The sequence below is a fragment of the Halorussus rarus genome (assembly GCF_003369835.1).
Taxonomy (GTDB): domain Archaea; phylum Halobacteriota; class Halobacteria; order Halobacteriales; family Haladaptataceae; genus Halorussus; species Halorussus rarus.
In genome coordinates this window covers 113,787-131,188 of record NZ_QPMJ01000003.1, presented here as the reverse complement: position 1 = coordinate 131,188, position 17,402 = coordinate 113,787, and the positions used below count along the sequence as shown (strand labels likewise).

The following is a 17,402-nucleotide window of genomic DNA, read 5'->3' as shown; positions in this document are numbered from 1 at the left end:
CGGTAAAACGTTGGGTCGGTACGTAAAGGTTTAGGTAGCCCGGCAAGTACCCACAGCCATGCCGGACTGTCCACTCGCCGAAGAGTGCCCGAGTTTTCAGGAACGCATCGAGGGGATGGGGTGCCAGCACTACGGCGACCGCGGCGGGGCCGAGTGGTGCCAGCACTACAGCCAGCCCATCAAGGACCTCAAGACCGCTCCGGTCCAGCCGGGCGAGGAGGTCGTCGTGGACGTCGAGGACATCCACGAGAGCGGCGCGGGCGTCGGCCGGACCGACGACGGGTTCATCGTGATGGTCGACGGCGTCCTGCCCGAAGCCCGCGCGAAGGTGAAGATTACGAACGTCTACGGCAACCACGCCCAGGGCGAGGAGCTCGAGCGCCTGCCGATGGATGGCGAGGAGGAGGAGGACGCGGCCGACTCGGACGCCGGCGACGAGACCGACGAGGGCGACTCGGACGCCGAAGACGGCGGCGACGACGACGCGGACGGAGACGACGGCCCGTCGCGACCCCAGCTGGGGAGCCGCGACAACTTCTGGGGGAGCTGAGTCGGGGCGACCGAGCAGTCGCGGCGGGATGGACAGTCCCAACAGCGTTCGTCGCGACGGACACCCGGTACGCGACGGCCGGCCGAGTCGGCGCCGGTCGTCGCGGGTTTTTTCCTGCCGAGCGCGTACGTAGGGCCATGACCGAGTGCCACGCGCGGAGCCGGTCCGGACCACGAGGTGGTCGACCGTGAGCGAGGAGTACGACGTCGACGAGCTACTCGACCGCGCGGGGTTCGACGCCGACGCCAGCGTCCTGACCCGGCGGCAGGCCGAGGTGCTGGCGCTCCGCGAGCGCGGAGTCGCCCAGGCAGCCATCGCCGAGTCGCTCGGCACCTCCCGGGCCAACGTCTCGAGCGTCGAGGCCAGCGCCCGCGAGAACGTCGCGAAGGCCCGCGAGACGGTCGCGTTCGCCGAGGCGCTCCGCGCGCCGGTCCGGGTCGTGGTCGAGGGCGGCACCGACCTCTACGACGTGCCGTCGCGGGTCTACGACGCCTGCGACGAGGCCCGGGTGAAGGTGAACCACGCAGCCCCGGAGCTGATGAAGCGGGTGAGCGACGAGGCCGGCGACGCGGTCGAGGGCCGGGATGTCCAGGAGGACCTGCTCATCGGCGTGACCACCGACGGCGAGGTGACGGTCCGGAAGTCCCGCGAGGCCAGTCCGCAAGCGTAATCCGTCGGCCGGCCGCCACGATGCTCCCCCGAACGACTGACCGCCACCCCGAGACCTATTGTCGCGGCCTCCGAACCACCGGGCATGGACCTGGGACTGGACGGTAACGCGGCACTCGTGACGGCGAGCTCGAGCGGACTGGGCAGAGCCTCCGCGAAGGCTCTGGCCGCCGAGGGCGCGAACGTCGCCGTCTGCGCCCGCGGCGAGGAGAAACTCGAAGACGCGAAGGAGGAGATCGACGCCGCGGGCGACGGCGAGGTGGTGGCGGTCCCGACCGACATCACCGACCCCGACGAGATCGAGGCGCTGGTCGACGCCACCGTCGAGGAGTTCGGCGGGCTCGACCACGTCGTGACCTCGGCCGGCGGTCCGCCGAGCGGCCCCTTCCTCGAGACGTCCGAGCGCGACTGGTACGAGGCCTACGACCTGCTGGTGATGAGCGTGGTCCGGCTGACGAAGGTCGCCCACCCGCACCTGGTCGAGAGCGACGCCGGCAGCGTGGTCAACGTCACCTCCACCAGCGTCCGGGAGGCCATCGACGGCCTCGTGCTCTCGAACGCGGTCCGGCGCGGGGTCATCGGCCTGATGAAGACCCAGGCCCGCGAGTTCGCCCCGGACGTGCGGGTCAACGCGGTGCTGCCCGGCGCCCACGAGACGCCCCGCATCCGGGACCTCGTGGAGGCCGCGGTCGAGCGCGGCGAGTACGACACCTACGACGAGGGGCTGGCGGCGTGGGCCGAGGACATCCCGCTCGACCGCGTGGGCCGACCGGAGGAGTTCGGCGACGCGGTCGCGTTCCTCTGCAGCGAGCGCGCGAGCTTCGTCAACGGCGCGGCGGTGCCCGTCGACGGCGGACGGCTCCGGAGCTGACCGACGCCGGCGGCCGCAACGCAGACAGGTGTTCCTCCGGTCGTCTCCCCGGATTCGCAGCTACCCGGGCCGCGAGCTCGTCGTCGGGCTCGATCCAGGCGACGTGGTCGCCGTCGGGGTGACCGACCCGGTCCGGACGATCTCGACCACGCGCTCGATGCGCATGCAGCACCGCTGGGAGCCGAGCGCGAACTCGGGCACCGCGGAGCTCCGGGATTCCTCGGCCGGGGTCGACCCGTCCGACTCGGTGGCGCTCATCGGTCCTCCTCAGCCCACTCGAAGTCGTCGCCGCCGTCGGCCGCTAGCGGCCGGTCGGTCCCGTCGGCCGTCGGCGCCGGATCGTCGTCGGGACCGGACGAGGCGTCGGACGCGCCGGTCGACATCGCGAACCGGTCGAGCAGTTCGTCGAGCTCGTCGGACTTCTGCGAGAGGGTCCCGATCTCGCCGGTGACCTGGCTCAGTGACGCGGTCTGCTCCTCGGCCGCCGCCGACACCGACTCGGCCTCGGAGGCGGTCCGTTCGCTGATGTCGGCGACCTCGCTCGCCATCGAGACGACCTCCTCGGTCGAGGTCGCCTGGTCCTCGGTGGCCTCGTGGATCTCCTGGATGCCCGTGTTGGCCTCCTCGACGTCCTCGACGACCTCGTCGAGCGTTCCCAGCCCCTCGTCGATGGTCTCCATGCCGACGTCGACCCGCTCGCGCATCTCCTGCATGTCCTCGACCGTCGCCGACGTCGAATCCTGGACCCGCTCGATGAGATCGTCGATCTCCTGGGTGGCGTCGCGGGTCTCCGCCGCCAGTTCCTTGACCTCGTTGGCGACCACCGCGAATCCCTCGCCGGCCTCGCCCGCGCGGGCGGCCTCGATGGAGGCGTTCAGGGCGAGCACGTTGGTCTGCTCGGCGATGTCGTCGATCATGTCGACGATGTCGCCGATCTGGGCCATCTCGTCGTCGAGCTGCTCGACCGTCTCGACCGTCTCGACCGTCGTCTCCTCGATCCGGTCCATCTCGTCCATCGCCTCGTCGGAGAGTTCGCGACCGGTCGCGCCCTTCTCCGCGGCCCCTTCGGAGAGGTTCGCGACCTCGTCGGCGGAGGCCGCGACCTCCTCGATGGTCGCCGACAGCGTGCTCATCTCGCTCGTGACCTCGTCGACGTGCTCGGACTGCTCCGTCGCGCCCGCCGAGATGTCCTCGACGGACTCGGCGACCTCCACGCTCGCGCTCTCGACCTCCCGGGCGCCCGCGCTGGCCTCCTCGCTGGCGTTGGAGACCTCGACCGAGAACTCCTTGATGCGGCCGACCGTGCGCTCGAGGTCGGTGATCATGGCGTTGAACTCCTCGGCAATCTGCTCCATCGCCTCGCTCCGGCTCTCGGGATCCATCCGCTGGGAGAGGTCGCCCGCGGCGGCCCGACCCATGGTCGCGCTCATCGACGCCGCCTTCTCCTCGAGGTGCTCATTGAGCTGCTTGGCCTCGCGACGTTCGCGTTGGGCCTCCTCTTTGGCGGTCTCGGCCTCCTCCTTGGCGGTCTCGGCCTGCTCGCGCGACGCCTCGGCCTCGCGGGCCGACGCCTCGGCGTCCTCGAACGCGCCCTTCATGTCCTCGACGACGGCGAGGCCGCCGGTCGAGCCGATGGCGAACACGCCGGTCGTGACCGTCATCAGCGACACGCTGAGGGTGTCGAGGATGGCGGCGTTCAGCCCGAACCCCTCCAGCGCGATGACGGTCGCCCAGAGCAGTCCCAGCGCCGACCCGAACGTGAAGTTCACCCAGAAGCTCGCCTCGACGTCGGCGTCGCGGTAGTTCAGGAACCCGTAGCCGACCGCCACGCCGAAGCCGGCGACCGCGATCAGGTCGAACAGCAGCGTGACGCTAGGCATCGGTCGGGGTCACCTCGTCGTCGCGGACGACGTTCTTCCGTCGGAGGTACGCGGCTCCGGCGAATGCGAGCGCCGCCCCCATCAGGCCGACGCCGTGCTCGACGCCGTTCAGAACCTCGCCGAGGACGAACGATTCGAGGTTCGTGCTTATCGCGCCGATCACCAGCATCGCGTAACCGAGCGCGAACCACCGCGACTGGTCCCTGTACTGTATCGCCACCGGAACCGCGCCCATCAGCGCGATGAGCACGAGAATCAGCTCCTTGGGGTCGAGTGCCGCCAGTTCGTTAACCATTGGAAATCAACACCGCGGTGTTTCCAAAGACCATATATAAAATTTCGGACGAAGCTATCAATAGTAAGATTCTGTCGATTAGAGGCGATATTTTTTAGTTTCGGGTCGGAGACAGGACGAGCACCCCGACCGTCCGTCCAGGACTGCCCCGAGGTCCGCCAACACGCCGACCACGACTCAATCTTCTCGACGATCTCCTCGGCCTGCTCGCGGGCCTTGTCCTCGCCCACGCTCTTCTTGACGAGGACGCTCTGGACCTCCCAGTCGTCGCCGTCCTTCCGCTTGCCGGTCCGGACCTCCGCGCCCTCCGAGACGTCGCGGGCGGCCTTCGCGGCCCAGTCGGGCGTCCGGATGGTGTCGAAGTCGTCGGGGTCGCGGAACCGGACGTGGATGAACTCGTCCTCGGTCTCGACGGTCTGAACGCCGGGTGCGTCGGCCATACGCCGGCGCTACGACGAACGAGCGTAAAGTTCAATCGGCCGTCAGAACCGTCCCTGCTCGCGCAATTCCGCGACGACCTCGCGCACGCGCTGGGCGTCGTCCTTCGGCACGACCACCACCCGGTCGCCGTAGGCCGCGACGACCAGGTCGTCGACGCCGACCACGCTGACGTGGATCTCCCCGTCGGTCGCGACGACGTTGTCCGCGGCGTCGACGGCGAGCGCGTCCCCGAGCACCGCGTTGCCGTCCGCGTCGGTCTCGACCACGCGCTCGATCGCGTCCCACGACCCCACGTCGTCCCACTCGAAGTCGGCGGGCACGACGTAGGCGTCGTCGGTGCGCTCCATGATCGCGTAGTCGACGCTGACCGACTCGACCTCCGCGAACCCCCGTTCGGCCGCTCCGGCCTCGAGCGCCTCGACCAGGGGTCCGAGCGGCGAGTCGCGGGCGGCCCGGAGCAGGGCTCGGGGCGTCCACGCGAACAGTCCGGCGTTCCAGTAGAAACCTCGGTCGACGAACCGCTCGGCGGTCGCCCGGTCGGGCTTCTCCCGGAACTGCTCGATCTCGGCCCACTCGCCGGCAGATTCGTCGGGTTCGATGTAACCGTAGCCGGTGGCGGGACGAGTCGGTTCGACGCCGAACGCGACAAGCCCCCTCGTTTCGGCTGCAGCGCGGGCCGCGGTCCGGACCGCGGACGCGAAGTCGCCCGCGATCAGGTGGTCGCTCGGCACGCAGAGCAGGACGCAGTCGCCGACCTGTTCGCGCACGCGGTGGGCGGCGTAGACCAGCGCCGGCCCGGTGTCCTTCGCGGCGGGTTCCACGAGGACGCCCGCCTCGGGCACCGCCTCGCGCACGCGGTCGGCGTGGGCTTCGGCGGTCGAGACGTACACCTCGTCGGCGAAACTGACCCGAGAGACCGTCTGCGAGAGCAGTGAGTCATCGGCCGCACCCGCGCCGTCATCCCCGTTTCCGAGCGAGAGGAACTGCTTGGGGCGGTCCGACCTGCTGGCGGGGTAGAGCCGGGTGCCGGTCCCGCCGGCCATCACGAGCGCGACCACCGGTCGGTCGAGCGAGTCGTCGCGTCCCCCGTCGGTCGCGACGGTCGTCGTCTCCGCGTTCCGCATCGTCACCACGTCTCGACCCGACCGTCGCGCACGTCGCGGACGCACCCCTCGCAGTCGGGGTGGTCGGGGTCGAAGCAGGCGGGCCGTGCCCTGGCGTCGAGTTCGACGGCCCGGCGTTCGGCGTACCGGCGGCAGACGATTCGCGCCTTCCCCTCGGCGTCCTGCGGGAGGTCGGCCAGGGCGGCCTTCCGGGCGTTGGCGTAGGCCCGCTTGGCGTCGGCGTACTGTCGCCCCGCCGACCGGATCTTCGAGCGGAGGAAGCTTTCGAGGCGGTCGTCCATGTGGAGAGAGGTTCGTGTCCGGCGAAGTTAGGTCTTGTTCGTCGGGCGGGGCCGCCTCAACGTCGCCTGTAGAGAACCACCGAGAACGCGAGCGCGAGCGCTCCCCCGACCGCCAGCGCGCCGCCGAGCAGTCGCTGACCGCGAAACGCGACGAGCAGTCCCCCGAGCGCGAGGGCGAACAGTCCGGCCTGCACCAACACCGCGAGGAGGACGAACGCCCGGAGCGTCGCGGGCGAGACGCCCCGGAGCCCACTCTCGAGGTCGCGGTCGGCCTCGGGGTCGTCCGGTCCGGGGAACACGGGAAGTGATAGCGCGACCGGCGCCAAGAACCGTGCGGTCGGTCCGTCGCGGCTCGCAGCGAGCGCCACGCTTATTTCCGCTATCCCCGATAGCCGACCCACGCGAATGCTCCCGAGCATCGACCTCCAGGCCTACCTCCTGTTCGTGACGGCCGCGATGGCCCTCATCCTGACGCCCGGTCCGGACACCGTCTTCGTGCTCACGCAGGGCGTCTCGACCGGCAAGCGCGGCGGCCTCGCCTCGGCGCTGGGGGTCAGCACGGGCATCCTGGTCCACACCACCGCGGCGACGCTGGGCCTCGCGGCGCTCCTCCGGGCCTCGGCGCTGGCCTACGCCGCGGTCAAGTACGCCGGGGCGGCCTACCTCGTGTATCTGGGCGCGAAGACGCTGTGGCGGGGCCAGGACCTCGACCTGGTGAGCGACGAAAATGGGCTGCCCGAGGGCGGTGAGGCGGCCCCCGACCTCCGTCGCGGCTTCCTCCGGGGCGTGACGGTCAACGTCCTCAACCCGAAGGTCGCGCTGTTCTTCCTCGCGTTCCTCCCGCAGTTCGTCGGCGCCGGCGGCGGACCTGCCGCCTCGGGCGCCACTCCCATCCCCGAGATGCTCGCGCTCGGCGGGACCTACGCCGCGCTGACCGCGGCCTATCTCGGAACCGTCGGCCTGCTCTCGGGCGGGGTCCGGTCGGCGTTCCGCGCCCGGCCCCGCCTCGCCGACGGTCTCCGGTGGGTCTCGGGGTCGCTCCTCGTGGGGCTGGGAGCGGCGCTCGCGCTCGACGCCCGGTAGCCGCGAAGCCGGGCGAGACGGGTCGACGGCTTCAGTTTCACTTTCACTCCGGGGACACCGAGGTTTTTATACCATAGCGCACTAACCCGTCGCATGTCTCCCGAAGAAAACGACGCGGAGACGGATTCGACAATGAGCGATGTGCGCCAGCACGCGGAAGACGTACGCGAACAGTTCTCCGAACACTTGGACCTGACAGTCGAGGAGGTCGAGGAGCGACTCGACAACCTCGTCAACGAGTACCGGGTGCCCATCGAGGAGGCCCGCCGGAGCGTCGTCAGTCACTACCTCGACGAAGCGGGACTCGAGCGCGACGACGTCCGGAGCGGCGGGGGCGGCGGCTCCGAGGAGATGAACGTCGAGGACGTGGACGAGGACGAGATGTGGCTCGCCCTCACCGCCAAGGTCGTCGACCTCTGGGAGCCCCGGAGCGACGCCGTCGGACAGGTCGGCCTGATCGGCGACGAGACGGGCACCATCAAGTTCACCAAGTGGGCCGACTCCGACCTCCCCGAGCTGGAGGAGGGGACGGTCTACCGCCTCGGTAACCTGGTCTCCGACGAGTACCAGGGCGACTACTCGGTGAAGCTCAACCGGACGACCACCGTCGAGGAGCTCGACGAGGACATCGAGGTCGGCGACAACACCGAGGAGGTGACGGGCGCGCTGGTGGACATCCAGAGCGGGTCCGGGCTCATCAAGCGCTGCCCCGAGGAGGGCTGCACCCGCGTCCTCCAGAACGGACGGTGCTCCGAGCACGGCGAGGTCGAGGGCGAGTTCGACCTCCGCATCAAGGGGGTCCTCGACGACGGCGTCGAGGTCCACGAGGTCATCTTCGACAAGGAGGCCACCGAGGAGCTGACCGGCATCGGCCTCCAGGAAGCACAGGACATGGCGATGGACGCGCTCGACACGACCGTCGTCGCCGAGGAGATGCGCGAGAAGACCCTCGGCCTCTACTACCGCGTCGCCGGCCCCACGATGGGCCGGTACCTCCTCGTCGACGAGATGGAGGAGCTCGCCGGGCCGACGGATGCCGAAGACGTCCTCATCAGAGCGAGGTCGATGTGACATGAGCGGAACACCCACCAGAGAGGTCGCCCGGCGCGTGTTCGCCGACGAGTTCAACGACGCGACCCACACGTTCAAGGAATCGGACGAGGAGCGAGCCCCGGTGTACGTCCTGCTGCCGACCGGCGCCCGCGCGAACCGCATCTTCATCGCCGGCACGCTGACCGAGACCGAGGACGTCGGCGAGGACAGCGAGTACTGGCAGGGCCGGGTCGTGGACCCGAACGGCGACCCGTTCTTCGTCTACGCCGGCCAGTACCAGCCCGAGGCCGCGAGCATGCTCCGCGAGCTCGAACCGCCGGCCTACGTCGCCATCGCCGGCAAGCCCCGGACCTACGAGACCGACGACGGGAACGTCAACGTCTCCGTGCGACCCGAGTCCATCACGACGGTGGACGCCGCCACCCGCGACCGCTGGGTGGTCGAGACGGCCGAGCAGACCCTCGACCGGATCGAGGCGTTCGACGACGACACCAACGAGTACGCCCGGATGGCCGAGGAGGAGTACGATATCCCGCTCGACCGCTACCGCGAGACGGTCATCTCGGCGCTCGAGAGCCTCGACGACGGACCGAGCGCCGGCGACGCCGACGACAGCGAGGCGGCCGCCGAGAGCGGGACCGGCGAGGACGCCGACGTCGAGGGCGAGACGGCCGATGCCGGATCCGACGGCGCGACCGAGCCCGAACCGCAGGCGTAGCTCACACTCCGGGCTCGGGTTCGGTGCGACGCGGCTGAATCGGCGCGGAACCGCCTTTCGGGGGTGACGGGGAGACAGGGAACTACCGAGGATCAGAGAGAATAGCGCGACAAGTAGCCCAGCGACCGCGCGTCGAAACGCGCCGGGTGGTACCAGCACCCGGACGCTGGGCGTGCCCCACGAACGAGCAGCCCAATGGCTACGAATACGCCACGATTACAAGAAAGTACCGGGACGGTCACCGGCCCGTACGTCGGCCGGGACAGCGACGGCGACCGCGACCACCGCTACTGGCGGTGCGAGCGGTGCGGCCTCGAGACCACCGACCCGCGACTCCGCGAGGGGTGCTTCCGGTGCGGCGGCGACGGCGTCACATCGAGCACTGCCGACCGTGCGAGGGCCGATCCCTGCAGCGGAGACGCCGGAGGTCGGGATGGTTGACGACCGCGAGTCGCCGAGCGCCGGGTGGCGGGAGGTGTATCGCGAGATGGACGCCGCGACCGACGTCGAGGAGCCGACCGCCCGCTGCCTGGACTGCGGGCGGCCGTGCGAACACGTCGCCCGCGAGGTGTACGACTGCGAGGAGCACGGTCTCTTCCGGGCGTCCGGCGCCGGCGGTCGGAGTGCCGACGACGGAGACGAGCGGGTCGCCGACGGGGTGACGGACGACCGCGCGGCCGGCGACGGCCGCGAGTCGTCCGACAGCGACGACGCCGAGGAGATCGACCGCCGGGCGCGCGGGACGGCCGACTGACCGCTCGACCGACCGATCACTCGCTGAACTGGCCGGCCCCGACGACCAGCGTCGGCCGGGACCCCTCGAGCAGCACCTGCTGGGTCACGCTGCCGAACAGCGCCTTCCCCGCCGGGGTCCGCCCGCGGGGTGCGAGACACAGCAGGTCGGCGTCGGTCTCGTCGGCGGTGTCGAGGATGGCCTCGGCGGCGTCGCCGCTGGACTCGGCGTACGTCACCTCGATGCCCTCGTCCTCGAGGTACTCGGCCGCCCGGCGCACCGCCGCGACCTGGTGGACCGACGCTCCCTGCGGGTTGGTGTCGTCGAAGTCGTGGAACAGCGTGACCGAGACGTCCCCGTCGCGGGGCAGGCCGGCGATGGCCTTCGCCTGTTCGAGCGCGCGGTCCTCGTCGGTCCCGATGGCTGCGAGTATCCGGTACATGTTTCGTGATATGTACCCCCAACCCATAAATCGGTCCCCGCCTCCCGCGCGCCGGAAACGACCGGAACACTTTTTGCCCGGTTACGACCCGATTTCCAGGTTCTGGGATTCGCGCCGCCGTTTGAAGGTCTCTCCGGAACGAGTATCGCACGTGAGGTGACCGACCATGTCCACCCGCGAACTCGAGACCGAACTGTTCGGCCGACGCACCAACTTCGAGTACTCCGAGACGTGGGTCGGCTACGCGCTGCTGGCGCTCCGGCTGGTGATGGGCTGGACGCTGTTCTACGCCGGCGTCACGAAGGTGCTCGACCCGGCGTGGTCCGCCGAGGGTTTCCTGCGCAACGCCATCCCGGCGGGCAACCCCTTCAGCGGCGTCTGGACGACCATGGCCGGCGACTGGCTCTGGCTGATCGACCCGCTGAACCAGTGGGGCCTGACGCTGGTCGGCCTCGCGCTGCTCCTCGGGGCGTTCGTCCGGTGGAGCGCGTTCTGGGGTGCGGTGATGATGCTGTTCTACTGGGCGGCCAGCCTGCCGCTGGAGAACGGCCTCGTCATCGACGACCACGTCGTCTACGCGATGCTGCTGTTCGGCCTCGGGGCGTTCGGCGCGGGCCGCATCCTCGGCCTCGACGAGGCGCTCGAGGAGACGGCGATCGTGAGGCGGAACGGCTGGCTCCGGTACCTGCTTGGCTGACGGGGACGCCCCGTCGGCCTCGCCATCGGCGTCGGTCGATAGACCGAGCGAGGGCTCAGTCGAGCGACTCGCCGAGCGCGGCCTCGACCCGTTCTTCGAGCAGTCCCGACGCGACCAGCGCGTCGGCCCGCTCGACGTCCTCGTAGATGGGCCGGTCCTCGACCAGCGGCGGCACCGCCTCGCGGACCGCCTCGTAGGCCGCGCCGGTGCCGACGCCGTGGGCGAGACCTTCCTCGATGAACTCGGCGGCCTGCGCGGCGCAGAGCAGTTCGATGCCGACCACGGTCGTCGCGTTCTCGACGGCCGCCCGGGCGTCGAAGGCGCTCTGGGCGCTCATGCTCACGTGGTCCTCCTGGTTGCCGCTGACCGGGGTGTTGTCCATCGACGGTCGGCCGGTCGCGCGGTTCTCGTTGAGGAGCGCGGCCGCGGTGTACTGGGCGATCATGTAGCCCGAGCGCAGGCCGCTGCCCTCGGTCAGGAACGGCGGCAGGTGGGGCTCCTGGACGTTGGGGTTGACCATCCGGTCGACCCGACGCTCGCAGACGGCCGCGAGTTCGGTGACCGCGTTGGTGAGGTAGTCCAGCGGGAGCGCGAGCGGGTCGCCGTGGAAGTTCCCGCCCGAGAGCACCGCCGCGTTCTCGGTGCCCGAGGCCCGGCCGTCGGTGTCGTCGGGGTCGAAGATGAGCGGGTTGTCCGTCGCGCTGTTGAGTTCCACCTCCACCGCGTCCCTGAGGTGGTCGACCGCGTCCCGGACCGCGCCGTGGACCTGCGGGAGACAGCGGATGGAGTAGGCGTCCTGTACCCGGTCGCAGTTGCGGTGGGACTCGACGATCTCGGAGTCTGCGGTCAGTCGCTTGACGTTGCGGGCGCTCGCGGCGTGGCCGTCGTGGGGCCGGACCCGGGCGATGGAGTCGTCCGCGGAGGCGGTGGTGCCCATCGTCACCTCGGTCGTGAGCGAGCCGGCCACGTCGGCCGCCCGGACCGCGCGTTCGGCGTCGACGACCGCGAGCGCCGCCAGGCCGGCCGAGAGCTGGGTACCGTTGATGAGCGCGAGCCCCTCCTTGGCCCGGAGCGTCAGGGGGTCGAGGCCCGCGGCCGCGAGCGCCTCGTCGCCTGGCAGGCGCTCGGTGCCCGCGTCACCGTCGTCGCTATCTTCGACCTCGACGTCGGCCCGACCCTCGCCGACCAGCACGAGCGCGAGGTGGGCCAGCGGCGCGAGGTCGCCGCTCGCGCCGAGCGAGCCCCGGGACTTCACGACCGGGTGGACGCCCTCGTCCAGCATCGCGACGAGGTGGTCGACGACGACCTCCCGGACGCCCGAGTGGCCCTTGACGAGCGCGTTGACGCGACCCAGGAGCATCGCCCGGACCTCCTCGCGGCGGAGCTCCCGGCCCGCGCCGGCGGCGTGGCTCCGGACCAGGTTGAGCTGGAGCTGCTCGATGTCCTCCTGGGGGATGCGCTCGTCGACGAGCTCGCCGAAGCCGGTGTTGAGCCCGTAGACGACCTCGCCGGACTCGACCACCTCCTCGACGCGCTCGCGGGCGGTCCGGACCCGCTCGCGGGCCGTCTCGGGCACGGCCACCCTGGCGTCCTCGCGGGCGACCCGGGCGACGTCCTCCGGGGTCAGGCTCTCGCCGTCGGCCCGTACCGGTTCGGAGTCGCCGGCCGACCCGGTCTCAGTCACGGTGAATCACCCCGTCGGGCGCGGGCGACCGTGCCGTCAGCCACCGTGGACCACCTCGCCGCCCTTCAGCACCGTTCCGACCGCGTTCACGCCGAAGTTGTACGGGACGTGGACGTGGCTCGGCGCGTCGAGCACCGCCAGGTCGCCGGGCGCGCCCTGCCGGAGGGTGCCGACCGTCTCGGGCAGGTCGAGCGCGGCCGCGGCGTTCGTCGTGGCGGCCACGAGCGCCTCGGCGGGCGTCATCCCCATCTCGACGCAGGAGAGCGAGGCCGCGAAGCCCATGCTCTGGCTGTAGCAGTTGGGGTTGAAGTCGGTCGCTATCGCCACGTCGGCGCCCGCCTCGACGAAGGCGCGGGCGTCGGCGTAGCCGGCGCCCAGGCCGAAGGCGGTGCCGGGGAGCAGCACCGGGACCACGTCGCTCTCGACGAGCGCCGCGATGTCCTCCTCGGTCGAGTGGAGCAGGTGGTCGGCGCTCGCGGCCCCGACTTCGGCCGCCAACTGGGTTCCGCCGATGTGCGCCAGCTCCTCGGCGTGGACCTTCGGGGTCAGGCCCGCGTCCTTACCGGCCTCGAGCACCCGGCGGGACTGCTCGACGTCGAAGACGCCCTCCTCGCAGAACACGTCGCAGAACTCGGCGATGCCCTGCGATTCGACCTCGGGGAGCTGGTCGTCGATGACCTCGTCGACGTAGTCGTCGGCGTCGCGGTCCTCGGGCACCGCGTGGGCACCCATGAACGTCGGGACCACGTCGACCGGGTGGGCGTCGTCGGCCCGGTCGATGACGTCGAGCACCCGGAGTTCGGTCTCGGTGTCGAGGCCGTACCCCGACTTGACCTCGACGGTGGTCGTCCCGTGGGCCAGCATCGCGTCGAGGTGGCCCAGCAGGTTGTCGAGCAGTTCCTCGTCGCTCGCCTCGCGGACGGCCCGGACCGTCCGGAGGATGCCGCCGCCCTCCTCTAAGATCTCCTGGTAGGTCTTGCCCCGGAGCTTGGCCTCGAACTCGTCGGCCCGGTCGCCCGCGAACAGCGCGTGGGTGTGGGGGTCGACGAAGCCGGGAATCACCGACTTCCCGGTCGCGTCGACCGTGTAGGCCGCGTTCTCCGGCGGGAATTCCCGGGTGACGGGGCCGGTCGGACCGACGCGGGCGACCTCGCCGTCCTCGATGGCGACGGCGGCGTCCTCGTAGATACCGAGTCGCGTCTCGCCGATGCCGTCGGTCTCGTCGTCCTCGCCGTCGCTCGCGCTCTCCGGGTCGTCCTCACTGGATTCGAGCGTGACGACCTCCGCGGCGTCGTGGACGACCGCGGTCAGGGTCATCGTCGCCCTCCCGTCCCGCCGAAGTCGACGTCCTCGTCGCTAGGTCCGTCGCTCGACTCGCTCCGGCCCGAATCGTCCTCGGGCCGGGCGCTGAGCAGGTGGGCGACCGCTCGCGACCCGGCGGTCGCGGTCAGGTTCGCGGTGCCGGACTCGAGCGGCGGCGCGCACTCGACGACCTCGAAGCCGGCGAGGCGGTCCTCGTTGCCGAGCAGTCGAAGGGCGCGGAACAGTTCCCGGGTCGAGACGCCGCCCGGCGTGGGCGCGCTCACCCCGGGCGCGGCCGGCGCGTCGAGCACGTCGAGGTCGACGCTGACGTAGACGGCGTCGACGTCGCCCATCGCGTCGAGCGCCCGATCCACGGCCGCGACGGTGTCGTCGCCGACCTCCTCGGCCGTGACGACCTCGTCGCCTCGCTCGCGGACGTACTCGGCGTACCTCGTGGAGGTCTCGAAGTGGCGCGCGCCGACGCAGGCGTAGGCGTCGAGTCCGTCCTCGTAGAGCTGGCGGTACGGCGTTCCGCTGGTCGGGCCGCGGCCCTCGCGGACCTCCCGGACGTCGAGGTGGGCGTCGAAGTTGACGACGCCGAGGCTTCCCTCGTCGAGCAGGGGCGCGGCGTTCGGGTAGGTCAGCGAGTTGTCGCCCCCGAGGAACACCGGGAGGGAATCGGTGTCGTGGACCCGCTCGGCGATGGTCCGGACGCGGGCCTGGAGGTCGGCCACCGACTCGACCTCGCCGTCCCCCGGCGTCACGTCGCCGAGGTCGGCGACGGAACCGACCGGGCCGGCGTCGAAGTGGTGGGTCTTGGTGCCCGCGAGGTGCCGGCGGAGCGCGGCCGGCCCCTCGGCGGCGCCCTTCCGACCGATGACCGCCCGGTCGAACGGTTCGCCGACCAGCACGGCGTCGAAGCGGTCGGCGTCGGCGATGCTCGCGAGTTCGACCACGTGGCCGAACTGTTCGTCGTTGGCGTCTGTTGAGGGTCCCATCCAGTCGTAGGTGCGTCGGAGGTCGGTCATTCTCGGTCCCGCATCGGTACCGCGACGTTCGACTCGTCGGCCTCGGCCAGCGCCTCGTCGTAGCCCGCGTCGGCGTGGCGGATGACGCCCGTGCCGGGGTCGGTGGTGAACACCCGCCGGGCCTTCTCGGCGGCGAGGTCCGACCCGTCGAGCACGACGTGGTTGTTGGCGTGGAGCGCGTTGCCGATGCCGACCCCGCCGCCGTCGTGGACCGACACGATGTCGGCCCCGGCCGCGCAGTTGAGCAGGGCGTTCAGTATCGGCCAGTCGGCGACCGCGTCCGAGCCGTCGCGCATGGCCTCTGTCTCCCGGTTGGGGCTGGCGACGCTCCCGGCGTCGAGGTGGTCGCGGGTGACCACGACGGGCGCCGAAATCTCGCCCTCGCTCACGAGTTCGTTGATGCGGAGCGCGAACCGCGCGCGCTCGGTGAGACCGTCTTCGTCGTCGGCGGCTTGGTACCCCAACCAGCAGACCCGCGACGGGAGGCCCTGGAACTCGACCCGCTCCTGTGCGAGGTCGATCCAGCGGTGGAGGTGGTCCTTCTCGGGGAACAGCTCCTTGACGGCCTCGTCGGTCCGGCGGATGTCCTCGGGGTCGCCCGACAGCGCGGCCCACCGGAACGGGCCCTTCCCGCGGCAGAACAGCGGCCGGATGTAGGCGGGCACGAACCCGGGGTAGTCGAAGGCCTCGTCCATGTCGCGGTGGTCCTCGACCTGCCCGCGGATGTTGTTGCCGTACTCGAAGGCGATTGCGCCCTCGTCCTGCATGTCGAGGATTCCCCGCACGTGGCGCTCCATCGTGTCGAGGCTCTCCTCGACGTACGTCTCGGGGTCCTCGTCGCGGAGTTCGTCGGCCTCCTCGACCGTGAAGCCCGAGGGGTAGTAGCCCTCGAGTTCGTCGTGGGCGCTGGTCTGGTCGGTGACGACGTCGGGAACGAAGTCGCGTTCCAGCATCCCTTCGAGCATGTCGGCGGCGTTCACGTGGACGCCCACGGAGTACGCTTCACCGGCCTCGGCGGCCGCTCTGGCCTTCTCGATGGCCTCGTCGAGGTCGTCGGTCTTCTCCTGGCAGTAGCCCGTCTCGATGCGGCGGTCGATGCGCTCCTCGTCGACCTCCGCGGCGATGCAGACGCCGTGGTTCATCGTGACCGCGAGCGGCTGGGCGCCGCCCATCCCGCCGAGCCCGCCGGTGACGACGATCTTGCCTTCGAGACCATCGTTCTCGGGGTAGTGCTGCTCGGCCAGCTCCGCGAGGGTCTCGTAGGTCCCCTGGATGATGCCCTGGGTGCCGATGTACGCCCACGACCCCGCGGTCATCTGGCCGTACATGATGAGCCCCTTCGCCTCGAGCTCGTGGAAGTGCTCCCAGTCGTCCCACTTGCCCACGAGGTTCGAGTTGGCGATGAGCACCCTCGGCGCCATCTCGTGGGTCTCGAACCGCCCGACGGGTTTGCCCGACTGGACCAGCAGGGTCTCGGTGTCGTCCAGGTCGCGCAGTTCGGCCATGATGGCGTCGTAGGCGTCCCACGACCGGGCGGCCCGACCGGTGCCGCCGTACACCACCAGCTCCTCGGGCTTCTCGGCCACCTCCGGGTCGAGGTTGTTGTTCAGCATCCGGAGCGCGGCCTCCTGTCGCCACCCCTCGCACTCGATGTCGGTACCGGTGGGCGCGCCCCGGTACTCCTTCCACTGGTCGCTGGGCTCCCCGATGTCCCACGTCGATTCGGCTCCGACCTCCTGTTCGTCCACCGACTCGGCGTCGCCGCGTTCTTCGCCTGGCTGTTCCGGTTGGCCTTCGCTCATACCACATCGTTCGGGCGCGAGACGCAAATAGCTGAATACCGCCCTACGGAGAGGTATTTAAGTACCACGGCCGGCAACGTCCGGTCGATGCACGAGGCCGTGCTCGGAATCGACCACCCCGGCGCGTACGCCGAGGCCACGACCAGCACCGACACCACCGTCGAACTCTGGTGCAACGACCACTGCGACCTGCTCCACGTCAGCGGTGCGGGCGGCGAGGAGGTCGTCGCCCACGTCGAGGAAGCGGTCGGCGTCCGGGAGCGTCTGGTCGAGGGCGACGAGCGACTGCTCATCACCGCCGACTGCCTGAAGGACCGGGAGCCCGACAACATCGAGACGGTGCTCGCGGCCCACGGCTGCCTGCTCGTCCCGCCGCTCCGGTACGAGCGCGGCGTGAAGTGGTGTCGGGTGCTGGCGCTGGATCCGGGCAGTCTCACCGACTTCTACCGGGACGTGGCGGCCGAGCACAGCGTGACCGTCGAGTCCAAGCGCGAGGTCGAGTCGGTCGCGGCCGACCGGCCGCTGCTCACGCTCGACTCGGCGCTGCCCGACCTCTCGCCCCGCCAGCGCGAGGCGCTCGCGACCGCGACCGACCTCGGGTACTACCGGATTCCCCGCGACGTGACGACCGCGGACGTCGCGGCCGAACTCGGCATCGAGCGCCGCACCCTCGAGGAGCACCTCCGGCGCGCGGAGAACAAACTGGTGCGGGCGCTCATCGATCACCTATAAGTAGAGGATTCAGCGCC

At 70.6% G+C, this 17,402-nt stretch carries 21 protein-coding genes and 1 pseudogene; 10 read left to right on the top strand and 12 right to left on the bottom strand.

Annotated elements, in window-relative coordinates:
* Positions 1 to 58 precede the first annotated feature (58 nt).
* From DVR07_RS16780 to DVR07_RS16770, 3 genes are all read left to right on the top strand, one after another.
* Positions 59 to 550, top strand: coding sequence for a TRAM domain-containing protein (locus DVR07_RS16780; RefSeq protein ID WP_115798469.1), 492 nt, complete (start codon positions 59 to 61; stop codon positions 548 to 550).
* 187 nt (positions 551 to 737) lie between these two features.
* A complete protein-coding gene (locus tag DVR07_RS16775; RefSeq protein WP_115798824.1) occupies positions 738 to 1,220 on the top strand; it encodes a Tfx family DNA-binding protein in 483 nt (160 codons plus the stop codon).
* 84 nt (positions 1,221 to 1,304) lie between these two features.
* Entirely contained in the window at positions 1,305 to 2,090 is a 786-nt protein-coding gene (locus DVR07_RS16770) for an SDR family oxidoreductase (protein ID WP_115798468.1), read from the top strand.
* A 60-nt stretch (positions 2,091 to 2,150) separates the two neighbouring features.
* On the opposite strand, the gene DVR07_RS16765 is transcribed toward DVR07_RS16770, so the two are convergent.
* From DVR07_RS16765 to DVR07_RS16735, 7 genes and pseudogenes are all read right to left on the bottom strand, one after another.
* Positions 2,151 to 2,348 carry a hypothetical protein gene (locus DVR07_RS16765; RefSeq protein WP_115798467.1) on the bottom strand — a complete coding sequence of 66 codons (198 nt, stop codon included), beginning with the start codon at positions 2,346 to 2,348 and terminating at the stop codon, positions 2,151 to 2,153.
* Positions 2,345 to 3,970: a methyl-accepting chemotaxis protein gene (locus tag DVR07_RS16760; protein ID WP_115798466.1), complete on the bottom strand. Its 1,626-nt coding sequence runs from the start codon at positions 3,968 to 3,970 to the stop codon at positions 2,345 to 2,347. Before DVR07_RS16760 ends, DVR07_RS16765 begins: the two co-directional genes overlap by 4 nt.
* Positions 3,963 to 4,265, bottom strand: a complete 303-nt coding sequence (locus DVR07_RS16755) for a hypothetical protein (protein ID WP_115798465.1) — start codon at positions 4,263 to 4,265, stop codon at positions 3,963 to 3,965. The genes DVR07_RS16760 and DVR07_RS16755 overlap by 8 nt, the downstream gene beginning before the upstream one ends.
* A 173-nt stretch (positions 4,266 to 4,438) precedes the next feature.
* Positions 4,439 to 4,705: pseudogene (locus tag DVR07_RS22640) on the bottom strand (hypothetical protein); the annotation flags it as partial.
* Between the two features lie 42 nt (positions 4,706 to 4,747).
* Positions 4,748 to 5,830: a mannose-1-phosphate guanylyltransferase gene (locus DVR07_RS16745; RefSeq protein WP_115798464.1), complete on the bottom strand. Its 1,083-nt coding sequence runs from the start codon at positions 5,828 to 5,830 to the stop codon at positions 4,748 to 4,750.
* A 2-nt stretch (positions 5,831 to 5,832) separates the two neighbouring features.
* Positions 5,833 to 6,111, bottom strand: coding sequence for a DUF7091 family protein (locus DVR07_RS16740; RefSeq protein ID WP_115798463.1), 279 nt, complete (start codon positions 6,109 to 6,111; stop codon positions 5,833 to 5,835).
* Between the two features lie 56 nt (positions 6,112 to 6,167).
* Positions 6,168 to 6,410: a DUF7322 domain-containing protein gene (locus tag DVR07_RS16735; RefSeq protein ID WP_115798462.1), complete on the bottom strand. Its 243-nt coding sequence runs from the start codon at positions 6,408 to 6,410 to the stop codon at positions 6,168 to 6,170.
* 106 nt (positions 6,411 to 6,516) lie between these two features.
* On the opposite strand from DVR07_RS16735, the gene DVR07_RS16730 reads away from it, so the two are divergent.
* From DVR07_RS16730 to DVR07_RS16715, 5 genes are all read left to right on the top strand, one after another.
* Complete coding sequence (locus DVR07_RS16730) at positions 6,517 to 7,194, top strand: LysE family translocator (RefSeq protein WP_115798461.1); 678 nt, start codon at positions 6,517 to 6,519, stop codon at positions 7,192 to 7,194.
* A 132-nt stretch (positions 7,195 to 7,326) separates the two neighbouring features.
* On the top strand, positions 7,327 to 8,265 hold the full coding sequence (locus DVR07_RS16725; protein ID WP_115798823.1) for a replication factor A: 939 nt from the start codon (positions 7,327 to 7,329) through the stop codon (positions 8,263 to 8,265).
* Between the two features lies 1 nt (position 8,266).
* Complete coding sequence (locus tag DVR07_RS16720) at positions 8,267 to 8,965, top strand: RPA family protein (protein WP_115798460.1); 699 nt, start codon at positions 8,267 to 8,269, stop codon at positions 8,963 to 8,965.
* 195 nt (positions 8,966 to 9,160) lie between these two features.
* Positions 9,161 to 9,406: a hypothetical protein gene (locus tag DVR07_RS21820; protein ID WP_162829612.1), complete on the top strand. Its 246-nt coding sequence runs from the start codon at positions 9,161 to 9,163 to the stop codon at positions 9,404 to 9,406.
* The gene (locus tag DVR07_RS16715) at positions 9,399 to 9,719 is read left to right on the top strand and encodes a hypothetical protein (RefSeq protein ID WP_115798459.1); all 321 of its coding nucleotides are present in this window, start codon (positions 9,399 to 9,401) and stop codon (positions 9,717 to 9,719) included. Before DVR07_RS21820 ends, DVR07_RS16715 begins: the two co-directional genes overlap by 8 nt.
* 16 nt (positions 9,720 to 9,735) lie before the next feature.
* On the opposite strand, the gene DVR07_RS16710 is transcribed toward DVR07_RS16715, so the two are convergent.
* A complete protein-coding gene (locus DVR07_RS16710; RefSeq protein ID WP_115798458.1) occupies positions 9,736 to 10,140 on the bottom strand; it encodes a universal stress protein in 405 nt (134 codons plus the stop codon).
* Positions 10,141 to 10,306: 166 nt separating this feature from the next.
* On the opposite strand from DVR07_RS16710, the gene DVR07_RS16705 reads away from it, so the two are divergent.
* On the top strand, positions 10,307 to 10,837 hold the full coding sequence (locus tag DVR07_RS16705; RefSeq protein ID WP_115798457.1) for a DoxX family membrane protein: 531 nt from the start codon (positions 10,307 to 10,309) through the stop codon (positions 10,835 to 10,837).
* A gap of 55 nt (positions 10,838 to 10,892) precedes the next feature.
* Here the strand turns inward: DVR07_RS16705 and hutH are convergent, their stop codons facing one another.
* From hutH to hutU, 4 genes are read right to left on the bottom strand one after another with little or no spacing between them, the layout of a single operon-like run.
* Entirely contained in the window at positions 10,893 to 12,521 is a 1,629-nt protein-coding gene (gene hutH, locus DVR07_RS16700) for a histidine ammonia-lyase (protein ID WP_115798456.1), read from the bottom strand.
* Positions 12,522 to 12,557: 36 nt separating this feature from the next.
* Positions 12,558 to 13,838, bottom strand: a complete 1,281-nt coding sequence (gene hutI, locus DVR07_RS16695; protein ID WP_115798455.1) for an imidazolonepropionase — start codon at positions 13,836 to 13,838, stop codon at positions 12,558 to 12,560.
* Positions 13,835 to 14,851, bottom strand: coding sequence for a formimidoylglutamase (gene hutG, locus DVR07_RS16690; RefSeq protein WP_115798454.1), 1,017 nt, complete (start codon positions 14,849 to 14,851; stop codon positions 13,835 to 13,837). Before hutG ends, hutI begins: the two co-directional genes overlap by 4 nt.
* Positions 14,848 to 16,653 carry a urocanate hydratase gene (gene hutU, locus DVR07_RS16685; RefSeq protein WP_115798453.1) on the bottom strand — a complete coding sequence of 602 codons (1,806 nt, stop codon included), beginning with the start codon at positions 16,651 to 16,653 and terminating at the stop codon, positions 14,848 to 14,850. The genes hutG and hutU overlap by 4 nt, the downstream gene beginning before the upstream one ends.
* An 87-nt stretch (positions 16,654 to 16,740) precedes the next feature.
* On the opposite strand from hutU, the gene DVR07_RS16680 reads away from it, so the two are divergent.
* The gene (locus DVR07_RS16680) at positions 16,741 to 17,385 is read left to right on the top strand and encodes a helix-turn-helix domain-containing protein (protein WP_115798452.1); all 645 of its coding nucleotides are present in this window, start codon (positions 16,741 to 16,743) and stop codon (positions 17,383 to 17,385) included.
* Positions 17,386 to 17,402: the final 17 nt, after the last annotated feature.

Coding starts and splice junctions, on each gene's coding strand:
- DVR07_RS16780 (WP_115798469.1), top strand. CDS start 59: ATGCCGGACTGTCCACTCGCCGAAGAGTGCCCGAGTTTTCAGGAACGC.
- DVR07_RS16770 (WP_115798468.1), top strand. CDS start 1,305: ATGGACCTGGGACTGGACGGTAACGCGGCACTCGTGACGGCGAGCTCG.
- DVR07_RS16765 (WP_115798467.1), bottom strand. CDS start 2,348: ATGAGCGCCACCGAGTCGGACGGGTCGACCCCGGCCGAGGAATCCCGG.
- DVR07_RS16760 (WP_115798466.1), bottom strand. CDS start 3,970: ATGCCTAGCGTCACGCTGCTGTTCGACCTGATCGCGGTCGCCGGCTTC.
- DVR07_RS16755 (WP_115798465.1), bottom strand. CDS start 4,265: ATGGTTAACGAACTGGCGGCACTCGACCCCAAGGAGCTGATTCTCGTG.
- DVR07_RS16745 (WP_115798464.1), bottom strand. CDS start 5,830: ATGCGGAACGCGGAGACGACGACCGTCGCGACCGACGGGGGACGCGAC.
- DVR07_RS16740 (WP_115798463.1), bottom strand. CDS start 6,111: ATGGACGACCGCCTCGAAAGCTTCCTCCGCTCGAAGATCCGGTCGGCG.
- DVR07_RS16730 (WP_115798461.1), top strand. CDS start 6,517: ATGCTCCCGAGCATCGACCTCCAGGCCTACCTCCTGTTCGTGACGGCC.
- DVR07_RS16725 (WP_115798823.1), top strand. CDS start 7,327: ATGAGCGATGTGCGCCAGCACGCGGAAGACGTACGCGAACAGTTCTCC.
- DVR07_RS16720 (WP_115798460.1), top strand. CDS start 8,267: ATGAGCGGAACACCCACCAGAGAGGTCGCCCGGCGCGTGTTCGCCGAC.
- DVR07_RS21820 (WP_162829612.1), top strand. CDS start 9,161: ATGGCTACGAATACGCCACGATTACAAGAAAGTACCGGGACGGTCACC.
- DVR07_RS16715 (WP_115798459.1), top strand. CDS start 9,399: ATGGTTGACGACCGCGAGTCGCCGAGCGCCGGGTGGCGGGAGGTGTAT.
- DVR07_RS16710 (WP_115798458.1), bottom strand. CDS start 10,140: ATGTACCGGATACTCGCAGCCATCGGGACCGACGAGGACCGCGCGCTC.
- DVR07_RS16705 (WP_115798457.1), top strand. CDS start 10,307: ATGTCCACCCGCGAACTCGAGACCGAACTGTTCGGCCGACGCACCAAC.
- hutI (WP_115798455.1), bottom strand. CDS start 13,838: ATGACCCTGACCGCGGTCGTCCACGACGCCGCGGAGGTCGTCACGCTC.
- hutG (WP_115798454.1), bottom strand. CDS start 14,851: ATGACCGACCTCCGACGCACCTACGACTGGATGGGACCCTCAACAGAC.
- hutU (WP_115798453.1), bottom strand. CDS start 16,653: ATGAGCGAAGGCCAACCGGAACAGCCAGGCGAAGAACGCGGCGACGCC.
- DVR07_RS16680 (WP_115798452.1), top strand. CDS start 16,741: ATGCACGAGGCCGTGCTCGGAATCGACCACCCCGGCGCGTACGCCGAG.